Origin of the sequence: Paracoccus sp. (in: a-proteobacteria), assembly GCF_032007265.1 — a bacterium.
Classification (GTDB): Bacteria; Pseudomonadota; Alphaproteobacteria; order Rhodobacterales; family Rhodobacteraceae; genus Paracoccus.
Genome location: NZ_DALZMB010000123.1, coordinates 1 through 10,646, shown reverse-complemented (window position 1 = coordinate 10,646; position 10,646 = coordinate 1). Strand labels below are relative to the sequence as shown.

General features: G+C 59.0%; 10 protein-coding genes. 9 read left to right on the top strand and 1 reads right to left on the bottom strand.

Annotated elements, in window-relative coordinates:
• Positions 1-341, bottom strand: a 341-nt coding sequence (locus tag RTS12_RS20815) for a TniQ family protein (RefSeq protein ID WP_409455709.1), incomplete at its 3' end; no start/stop codon positions are given.
• Positions 342-737: 396 nt separating this feature from the next.
• On the opposite strand from RTS12_RS20815, the gene RTS12_RS18130 reads away from it, so the two are divergent.
• From RTS12_RS18130 to RTS12_RS18090, 9 genes are all read left to right on the top strand, one after another.
• The gene (locus tag RTS12_RS18130; RefSeq protein WP_312531016.1) at positions 738-1,475 is read left to right on the top strand and encodes a hypothetical protein; all 738 of its coding nucleotides are present in this window, start codon (positions 738-740) and stop codon (positions 1,473-1,475) included.
• Complete coding sequence (locus RTS12_RS18125) at positions 1,472-3,622, top strand: hypothetical protein (protein WP_312531015.1); 2,151 nt, start codon at positions 1,472-1,474, stop codon at positions 3,620-3,622. Before RTS12_RS18130 ends, RTS12_RS18125 begins: the two co-directional genes overlap by 4 nt.
• On the top strand, positions 3,619-4,599 hold the full coding sequence (locus RTS12_RS18120; RefSeq protein ID WP_312531014.1) for an ATP-binding protein: 981 nt from the start codon (positions 3,619-3,621) through the stop codon (positions 4,597-4,599). The genes RTS12_RS18125 and RTS12_RS18120 overlap by 4 nt, the downstream gene beginning before the upstream one ends.
• Before the next feature lie 467 nt (positions 4,600-5,066).
• On the top strand, positions 5,067-5,285 hold the full coding sequence (locus tag RTS12_RS18115; RefSeq protein WP_312531013.1) for a hypothetical protein: 219 nt from the start codon (positions 5,067-5,069) through the stop codon (positions 5,283-5,285).
• 74 nt (positions 5,286-5,359) lie between these two features.
• Complete coding sequence (locus tag RTS12_RS18110; protein WP_312531012.1) at positions 5,360-6,469, top strand: AAA family ATPase; 1,110 nt, start codon at positions 5,360-5,362, stop codon at positions 6,467-6,469.
• 79 nt (positions 6,470-6,548) lie between these two features.
• Complete coding sequence (locus tag RTS12_RS18105) at positions 6,549-7,037, top strand: DUF6634 family protein (protein WP_312531011.1); 489 nt, start codon at positions 6,549-6,551, stop codon at positions 7,035-7,037.
• Between the two features lies 1 nt (position 7,038).
• Positions 7,039-7,590, top strand: coding sequence for a metallophosphoesterase (locus RTS12_RS18100; RefSeq protein ID WP_312531009.1), 552 nt, complete (start codon positions 7,039-7,041; stop codon positions 7,588-7,590).
• A gap of 268 nt (positions 7,591-7,858) precedes the next feature.
• A complete protein-coding gene (locus RTS12_RS18095; protein ID WP_312531008.1) occupies positions 7,859-8,266 on the top strand; it encodes a hypothetical protein in 408 nt (135 codons plus the stop codon).
• A 500-nt stretch (positions 8,267-8,766) separates the two neighbouring features.
• Positions 8,767-10,646 (top strand): class I SAM-dependent DNA methyltransferase (locus RTS12_RS18090; protein ID WP_312531006.1); only part of this gene is annotated, 1,880 nt, incomplete at its 3' end.

The following is a 10,646-nucleotide window of genomic DNA, read 5'->3' as shown; positions in this document are numbered from 1 at the left end:
TGGCTGCCCTGTTCGGCGGCATCTTCGGCAAGGCAGGAGAGGCAACAACGCATGTCATGCCCGGACAGGCGCGCGCGGTTGATGACCATCCCCTGCAGCATGGTTCTACGTGCGTCGAGATGGCATGGCGACGTTGCCATCAAGATCTCGCCAGAAGCTCCGGACAGATCGGCAACATGCGCAACGCTGCTCGGCTCGCCCGCTACGACTGCAGCCCAGTCGATGCCCATATCGCGACAGAACTCCTCGGTCGCGCAAAAATTGCGCGCCGCCAGTCTAGACAGGAGGCTGAATGCGGGCTCGCCCACTCGGTGCTCAACAGTCAGAGGTAAGGCGGTCATTCCGGCTCAAAAGTTTTTTCTGCTGCTCTTCGATAGCCAACTGGAAACTCGGCCTCAAACAAATTTTACACCCACATCCACAGTTTCGTTTTTCGCAAATTCACGTTCTTTATCAGTAGCTTGACTCGAATCTACCACTGCATCAAAGATGAGGGATCATTTTCTGCTTTGGATTTTCACGGGTTCAGCGGAGTCTCCTCCTCAGAAGAGAACCAGCAGAGGATCCACACCCGAAAAGAGAAAGCGCACCCGAAGGTGCGCCCTGAGTTGGGGCGAAAGCCGCCCAGTATGTGTTGCCACCGTAGAAGCCAAGAATGGCTCTGGCAAGAACGGCTTTCGGTCCTGAAATCGACATTACACCCGGTCAGCCTCAGCATGGCCGGGACAGGAGAAGTCATGTTCAATCGCGAATATTGGGATCCGACGCCGCACAAGCTGCAGAAACAGCCGCCGCTGGAAATCCACCCGATCCACGGGGTGCTGCCCTTTGCGGGCAGTCGCAACCCTTTGACCCGCAGCAACTCCGCCCGCCGTGTCTCGATGACGTTTTCCACGCCGCATCTGAATGGGGTGCAGCAGGTCTTCCTGTTCGAGAGCGAGCTCGAAAGCGCTGTCGCGCTCGAGGCCATGCTGTCGCCTGATTTTTACCATCTTGAGGTGCAACTTCCGCCGATGTTCTACCATACGGATCGAGACAGGCCCCTGCGGCATTACTTCGATCTTCGCGTGACCTTCAGGGATGGCCATCGACGCCTGTTTTTTGTCCGCAACGACGAGAGTTTGCGGCATCAGAATACCGCAGACGAAATCGCCGCCATCTATGCCGCGATTCCGGCCGATCTGGGGGACAGCTTTATTGTTGCCAGCGGTGAGCATTACAGTCGCGCCCGCCGGGATAATCTTCGCAGAATCTGGGACCTGAGCCAGGATACTGATCCAAATGCCAATCAGTATGTCTTCGAGATTGCACGATCCCGCACCTTCAGCTTGGCAAAGGATCTGGTAAGCGCGTGCCGCGACCTTTCCGGATCTGACGCCATGCATTCCATTTATCGCCTAATTGGCCAGAATCTTCTGACTGCCAACTGGGACGCGGCCATCAATCAATACTCGCGGGTCTGGCCGACAAAATGACCGCCCGGCCCGTCTATAACATCCCGCGCGGATCCGTGTTGATCCTCGACGGCCACCGCTGGAAAGTGGTGGGCGTTGCGCGTGATGATATCGACGTGGAAGCCGAGGACGGCACGCAGACCAGTTTTACCCGCGACCGTATCGAGGAGGCAATCCTCGCCGGGCGCTGCGAAGTGGTGACGCCCGCGGACGCCGAAAAGCGCAAGGCGCTCTTGGATTACACCGGTGGTTTCGAAAGGATCGACCAGTTGACCGCGGAGCAACAGACGCTTGTTCGCGACCGCCAATTGGTGATGCGCGCCCTGACGCATCTCGAGGAAAGCGGTCAGAAGCTGACGCAACGCTATCTCGATCACCGGGATACCGTCGCCGAAATCCACCGTCTGGCACGCCGCATTCTAGAGGATGAGCATCGTTACAGCCCCGAGCGTGCGCGACGGTGCGTTGGCGACCTGAAGATCATGCGCGGACGCACCCTCCAGGAAGATTATCTGCTCTATCTGCGCTTTGACCGTAACCCGGTGGCGCTGATGGATAGGCACCATCTGAAAGGACCGCAAGGAGAGGCCAGAAACAAGCTTGATCAGTTCCAGGAACGCTTCATTCAGTATGTCCTTGAGCACCTCTTGAAACCCGTCAAAGTCAAAGTCGCGCCCCTCCTTCGCATGGCCAAGGAGGCATATGCGCAGTCCGCTGAAGGTTGGCAGCAGCTCAGCTGCTACCCGTCGATCACGACCATCCGCACCCGCATCAAGAAAATGTCTGCGACGCAGAAATGTATCGGTCGCGAGGGCATCCGTCAGGCCACCAATTTGATGGGCGCTGGCTCGACGGACATTCGCGCCTTCATGTTTGGTGAGCGCGTAGAGAGCGACGAGGTGCTTTTGTCTCTCATGAGCAACGCAACCGGTGGGGTGAGTGTAAAAAAGATCCCAAAGAAAAACGCCAAAGACGAACCGGACAAGAACGAAATCTTCCGCTGCTGGCTTTCGGTTATGCTTGATATCGCGACGCGCATGCCCCTCGCCTGGGTGATGTCAGAGACCCCGAACGCCGACAATACTCTCGAGCTTTTGCGCATGGCGATGCGCGACAAAACCCGTGAAGCCGCCAAGTATGGTTGTTCACAGGCGCCTGCTCCGGCCGTGCGCATCATGACGGCCAACGCAGACAATGGCCCCGCCCTACGGAATGGCGCCGTTCGTGCGGCGCAACTTGGCACCGGCTCCAGAGTCTCCGATGGCAGGACCTACCACGCTACCGACAAGCCATATGTCGAAAGCTTTTTCGGTCCGCTGCAGTGGGATGTCCTCAACTTCCTTCCAGGATATGTTGGGAGCCGCCCTGGAGAGTTGCCAGGATATGATCCGATGAGGGCGGCGTCCCTTACCCCGGACACGGTCTACGGCATCATCACCCGTTACATGATCGATGAATATCCTTTGCGGCCGCATAATGGCACCGGAATGTTCGGAGCCACCCCGAAGCAAAAGCTCCAAGAGGTTTTGCGCGACTATCCGACGATCGAACCACCCAGCCCATCCGAGCGTCGGCTGCACTTGGGGCTGAAAAAACAGCTCACCGTCACTTCCGAAGGGGTGAAGCCATTTGGCTTTCCCTACAACTCGACCGCGCTTCAGCATTGGGCCGACAGATCGCCCAACAAAAAGGTCAATGTTCATATCGACCCGGATTTCCCGCGCCAAGTTAGCATCACGGTCGAAGGCAGCACCGAGGTTATCGATGCCCATCTGACGATGACGGCCTTGGCCGATCTAACGCTGAACGAAATGCTCGATGTGATCACGGATACCATTCAGCGTCGACCGGACCAGCGCCGGATCGAGAACAACGATCTGAAAGATGCCGTAGCGCGCCGAACCATGGCGTCAGGTTTCTTCGCACCGGCTAATCACCCCGAAAGCTGGACCCTTCTAGATCGCATCGAGCGTCAGGCAGATCTGCTTCTTTCAGTCGAAATGGTCTCGCCCGGCCCAATTTCGCCTAGACCGAACCTGATGGATCGCGGCCCGTCAAGCACCGCCCTCCCCATCGTTCCGGCGGCGCAATGCGTCGAGCGCAAATCTGCCGCCCAGGAAGCTCCCAAGGAGCGGGTGTTCCGTAAAATCGAAAGAGATCAATCGTGACCAATCCCTTCGTCATTGAGGAAATTGTCGAAACCGCCAGCAAAAATGGCCTGTGGCACTACCCTTTCGAAAGGGGAGCCAAGATCCAGCGAGCCCTGGCGCAGATCTTCAGCCGGCATCTGGGCGGCCTTCGCAGCGGGACCCGGTTCGAAACCGAAGGTCTTCTGGTGACCGGCAAGTCCGGCGCCGGGAAAACCAGCGAGGTCAACCACATTATCAAAAGCTTCAATGCGAGCGGGCCCATCCTCCCCGACGGCAGGACGGCACGAATCGTTTCCTGCATGTTGGATGCCAAGGGTGGCTGGAAGGGTCTCGGAACCATGACGCTCGCGGCCTTGGGCTATCCTCTGGCCGACACCGCCCGAAACACCCAGATCCAGATCTGGCGCAAGGTCATTCAACAGGCCAAAGGGCAAGGCGTCGTCGGAATCTACTATGACGAGGCGCAGCACATTTTCCGCGGCAAATCTGAGCGTGAACAGCTTGCCATTCTGGATTCGTTGAAAACTCTGATGAAGTCGGAGGAATGGCCTCTGATCCTGATCTTCTCCGGCGTTCCTGAACTTCATGGTTACCTCTACGAGGAAGAACAGCTTTTCCGGCTGCTGACTGAGGTGGAACTCAAGGATATCGACCTACCTCAAGATTTTGACACGTTGCACGAACTTGTCTCGAACATGGCGCTGGATGCCGGGCTTGACCCGGCGCCGACCTTGGCGACCGAGGATTTTTACCATCGCCTTGCCACGGGTGCAGGATTCCGTTGGGGTCTCGCGATCATGATCACCAACCGCGCCATCGAAGCATGCCACTTGGTCGGCGGCAAGATCCTCACGGTTGAGCATTTCGTGCAGGGCTGGATGAACAAGACCGGAATGGCCGCCCTAGCGTCCCCTTTCCTCAACAAGCATTACGTTTCGGCGTTTCCGAAAGACCGGCTGTTCTGGAATCAGCGCGTTGGCGAGGAGACAGCCTGAGGTGCCAACTGAGGCGGTCTCGAACCTGCCGAACATCTTTCGCATAAAGCCAGATACAGAACCGGGGCACCGAGGCCGTTTCCAGCGCCCAACCAACTGAAAAGGTGCCTTCTAGTGCACCTGCGGCGTCTTTTCATTGAGCGGATTCGCATGAATCAATTCCAGGATGAGAATTTGGAAAAACCGTAACTATATGTTATTGTTAAACGAATCATTGACGTCGCCGCGGCTTGTGGCAATGTTGAGATTGAGCTAGCTGGCCATGCAGAGCTTCACCCCGAGTTTGCCAGACACCTCCGGCTGACCTGCGGCCGGTGATCGAATTCTTGTGCTTCTCCTTACAATCCGCTGGGGCCTGCATCGCCCCGGACCTGTCACATGCTGCTTGCCAGAAGGGAGTAACCTCATGCCTCCTGATAATCGATTTGACGACATTTTTGCTCGGGCCACATGCTACGACCTTGTCGATGTCAGGCCACCGATGCCGACCTTTCACGTCGTATCTGGACGGTTGGATTGGCGCGCACCGACCCGATTACTGGTTCTTCGGCCATACCCACCGGCCGTTCTCAGCCCGCATCAGCGGCGCGCCGGTTGTCAATGTCTCGCTCGGCTATCCCCATGAGGTGCCCGAGGCCGGTGAGGCCAAACTTCTGCTGAGTGGCCTGATCTTCCCCGGCGCCTGATCGTCATTCCCCCAACGCTTCTCCGCGGCCGAACCTCATCCGGCCGACGGCCCCCTCATGCCCGGAGTATTCCCATGTCCATTATCCCCTTCATCGAAGCACGCTTCTTCAGCCCAAATGAGGGCCGCATCGAGCTCGAAACCCGCTTCATGCGGCATTTGCGCAAGCTGCGCTGCAGGAGGATTCCGCCAGACCTTCTGGCCCTACCCGACGAGGTCAAGGCGCCAGGCGAGATCGCGGATGCGGATCTGATGGGGTTCATCAGGTTCAGCCCCGACGACGAGGCCCGTATCAAGCGTCGGGTCATGCAGATCCTGGAACGCCGCAAAGCCGCCTCCGGCCTCGAACATCTGAAGCGCGATGACCGCGAGCGGCTGGAGGTGCTGAAGGACGGCGCCCGGCTGATCCAAATCCCCAATGAACACCGGGCTGATGAGATTGCAGCCGCGCTTCACGACGAGACGCCCTGGATGGCTCCCGCCACGGAGATCATCTGGCATGGAATGCGTCGGTCAGTTCGTGAGGGTTGGCCCGGGCTGCGGTTGCCGCCGCTCCTGCTCGATGGTCCGCCCGGCATTGGGAAAAGCCATTTGGCCCGGATTCTTGGAAGGCTCCTGTCCACGCCAACCTCCGCAATCGAGGCCACAGGCGAGAATGCCAGCTTCGGCATCGTCGGCTCTCAGCGAGGTTGGGGCGGATCCTGCCCGGGCCGCCTGATCGAAACCGTGCTGCAAAACCGCATCGCCAATCCGGTCATGATAGTGGACGAGGTCGAAAAGGCCGGCACTGCGGTTTCGATGAAGGGCCATGCCTTCGGTCTGGCTGAAGCGCTTCTGCCGCTGCTGGAACCACTGACCGCGCAAGGCTGGAGCTGCCCCTATTACCAGGTCAGGTTCGATATGAGCTGGGTGATCTGGGTGCTGACGTCCAACGATCATCGGCTGCTGCCGGAACCGCTGCTCAGCCGCTGCCCGCCGATCCGGCTGCGTCATCTCACCACCGCGGAACTTTTGGCCTTCGTCCGCCGCGAGGGCGCGACGCGCAACCTGTCCGAGACCTCTATCGAGGCGATCTGCGAGGTTCTGGCACAGCCTTTTTTGCGGCTGCATCATCTCAGCCTGCGGGTCGCCACGCGGATGCTGCAACGCGCCGCCGATCTCGAACAGGGGCCCGTGCTCCACTGAGCGAGCCCATCGAGCTTCATCTTTCCCTGAATCCAACAGCCTGCGGCCTCACCGCAGCCGCCCCCTTCATGCCATCGCAATGGAGAACATCACCATGAAACTCTCACCCGAGGACCGCGCTTGGTTCGATAAAGTGCTGCGCGCCATTGCCGCCGCGGAGACCGGGCCGACCGAAGAAGATCTCGCGCAGGCGCCGGTCCTGTCGAACTGGAAGGCGGCGATCTCGCCTGACGGTCATGTCCTGCTTTGGGGTGAGGTGGCTAACCACCCGCTTCTCGGCAATGCAAGCATCCACACCTCACAGCTGATCGCGATCGATCCCGATGCCGGTTGGGCCCGGACCGCATCGCGCTGGTATCGGCTAGGCCGATCCATCGACGCCCTCGAGACCGAATTGGCTGAATCCCTGAGTGGAAAGGCAAAGCTTGCGGGCTCCTTCCAGTTCGCCGTGCCGGGATTCGCCAACATCAACGACCCGGAACTGCTTCAGAAGCTTCTGGTCAGATATATCGCCCGGGTGTGCGAGATCGATGCAGCGCACCGTGCCTGCCACGAGCAGGAGGAATGACATGCATTGGTTCACTGCAGACCCACATTACAGTCATGACCGGATCATCGGTTTCTGTGACCGTCCCTTTCCGGACGTGGCCACAATGAACGCCCGCCTGCTGGCCGAGTGCCGCGCACGGGTTCAGCCAGATGATGATCTCTGGATTCTGGGAGATGTCACCGCAGGCAGGTCCAGCGATGCGCAGCGGCGCGAGGTCCGGGGCATTTTCCACGCGCTGCCGGGCCGCAAGCACCTCATTCGCGGCAATCATGATGAGGATTGGGTCTGCGACCTACCTTGGGACAGCGTCGCGGAAACTGCCGATATTGTCGTCGATAAGCGGCGGCTGTTTCTGTGTCATTATCCCATGATCACCTGGCCCGGCGCTCGGCACCAAGGGCTGCAGCTCTTCGGCCATGTCCACCAGAACTGGCAGGGCTCCCGGAACAGCGTCAACGTCGGCGTGGATGTCTGGAATTTCCGGCCGGTCACATTGCCCGAGATCGAGCGACGTGGCGCCAAACTTCCGGTCAATCCTCTTTGGGACCAGGTCGAACCCGGTCGCGCCTGACCCACGGTGCTCTGCGCGGGATGCGGCCGGATCCTCGATCCGGCCTTGGTCTCCGGCCATGCCGTGGTGCGCAAGGGACGGATCGTCGTGGCCAAGACGGGTGAGACAATCGTCCTCATGGGGGAGGCCATGAGCAGATGGCTGCCGGAGGGACGGCATGTCTGCCCTGAGTGCATCGGCGGCTATCTCTCTGTCGGCGAGGTCACGCTGCCAGCCGGCTTTACTTTCAACGAGATGCGGAACCGCGCTCTTCCCAAGGGGAAATAGAATGTCAACAAAAAGCACCTCCCACAAAGCCAGAGTCGTGGAGCGGCTCCTTGCCAGCCTCGAGCTGATCGACGCGTCGCTGGCCTGCGCGCTCTTGCGCATCGAAACGGATGATCCGGAAAGCACTATGCAGGCCATAGTGCGGGATGATATCCTTATTGCACTGGTTCACAACGACAGGACCATGTTCCCGCTCTTCCAATTCGACGTGCTGAACGGCCGGATTTTCGATGTGGTCGGCGCGATTCTGGAACTCAGGCCGACCGGTTTCAGCAATATGAGGCTCGCGTATTGGATGACGAGGGCGCATGTGGATTTAGGGGGCAAGCCCGCCGAGCGGTTCGGGAAAGATGACGCGGCAATCCTCGCCGCATTCCGGCGCGATATCGAGCCCGAATGCCATGGATGATCCTGGCAGAAAAAGGGCCGCCATATGAAGCGGGAGGACTGTGGCCGAGATGGCTTGCGCCGGCTGTAATACCAAAGCAGTGCATGGGTCTAACGGCTGGACGATATCAATGCTTGCACCTTACCGGTTGTGCAGAAAGTTAACTTGATGAAGCCACCGCACATGTTAACTCCACGTTATGCCCCGGCTGCACCGCAAGCCTGCGGATTTTGGTTTGACGCCCTCAGCGCCGTTCGAGGTAGATGATACGTCGATCCTGCAAGCGTTCGCCCGTGAAGTGGAATCCAGCTGCCAAGGATAATGGCCAGTCAGCCTTTGGTCGTCACTGCTGCTCCATCCTGCGGGACTGGCAGCAGCATCGGGCACGGGCCTGATTGACGGGCGCGTCTTCAGTCCCCCAAAGCCGCCAGAAAGCGCCTTGAACTTTATCCGCATAGAGGATTGTTGTAAGCACGACAAAACGGGCAGGAACCTTAAATTGCCCAGAAGACGAGGGCAGCATGGCAATCAAGAAAAGCGACATTTACCGATCCCTGTGGGATAGCTGCGACCAGCTTCGCGGCGGCATGGACGCTTCGCTTTACAAGGACTACATCCTCACCCTCCTGTTCGTAAAATACGTATCCGATCGGGCTGGCCAGAAGGATGCGCTGATCGACGTGCCCGAAGGCTGCTCGTTCGAGGACATCCGCAAGCTGCGTGGCAACAAGGACATCGGTGAAGGCATTGATGTCGCGATTGCCAGGCTGGCGGAGGCCAACGACCTGAAAGGCGTGATTGACCGAGCTTTCTTCAACGACCCGGAAAAGTTCGGCAACGGCGACAAGAAGACCAAGACCCTCACTGCCCTGATTAACATCTTCAGCCGTGAGGAGCTAAACTTCAGCCGCAACCGCGCTGACGGCGACGACATTCTGGGCGATGCCTACGAATACCTGATGCGGAACTTCGCGACTGAGTCCGGCAAGAGCAAGGGCCAGTTCTACACCCCGGCCGAGGTATCGCGCGTCGTCGCTGCCGTCGCCGGCGTCAATCGGGCCACCAGCCCCAAGCAGACGGTATACGACCCGACCTGTGGTTCGGGATCACTGCTACTGAAGGCTGCAGACGCTGCAAACGTCCAGCTGACGATCTATGGCCAGGAGTTCGACATCACTACGCGCGGCCTCGCGAAGATGAACATGATTATGCATGGCCGCGAGGACGCCGAAATCGCCCAGGGTGACGTCATCGCCGAGCCTCAGTTCAAGGCGTCCGAAACAGCCATACAAACCTTCGACTTTGTCGTGGCCAACCCGCCGTTCTCGACTAAAGCATGGGGTTCAGGCCTTTCCGCCAACAATCGCTTTGGCCGCTTCGACATCGGCATGCCGCCTGAGAAGAATGGTGACTTTGCGTTTCTGCTGCACATCCTCGCCTCAATGAAGGCCACCGGATCGGGCGCGGTCATTCTGCCGCACGGCGTCTTGTTTCGCGGCAATAAAGAAGCCGAACTGCGTGAGAAGATCCTGAAACGTGGCTATGTCAAAGCCATCATCGGGCTACCTGCCAACCTCTTCTACGGCACTGGCATTCCGGCTGCGATTATCGTGCTGGACAAATCCAGCGCTTGCGAGAAGCGCCCGGTCTTCATGATCGACGCCTCGCGCGGGTTCATTAAGGACGGCAACAAGAACCGCCTGCGGGAGCGCGACATCCACAAGATAACCGACGCCTATGCCCGGGAGCTGGAGATTTCGGGCTATTCGCGCCTCGTTCCTTATGCCGATATCACGCGCAACGATTTCAACCTGAACATCCCGCGCTATATCGACGGCTCCGATCCCGAGGATCTGCAGGACATCGAGGCGCATCTGAAGGGCGGTGTGCCGGATCGTGATCTGGATCTGTTGGACGATTTCTGGAAGGTCATGCCGGGCGTTCGCAGCACCCTGTTCGGGCCAAACCCTCGCCTGGGATATTCCGACCCGCTGGTCGAACCTGAGGATGTGCGCACCACAATCCGCACCCATCCCGAATTTGGTGTCTTCCGCGATCGCGTCCACGCAATCCTGGACGGCTGGGCTGGCGCAAATGCCCCGCTGCTGGATGGCATCCAGATCGGCGACAATCCCAAGGCACTGATCCATACCATCGCCGAGGATATGCTGGAGCGTTTCGCCGACGCGCCGCTGATCGACAAGTATGAGGCGTATCAACGCCTGATGTCCTATTGGTCGGGCGTGATGCAGGATGACGTGTTCATCATCGCCCAGGACGGCTGGGGCGCCGCAAAGGAACTGCGCGAGGCGCGGAAAGAGGTGGATAAGGACAAGAAGGTCAAATGGCTGGAGGATGCCGACCTGACGGTGAACAAGGTCCGCCTTGTGGCCGATGTCAT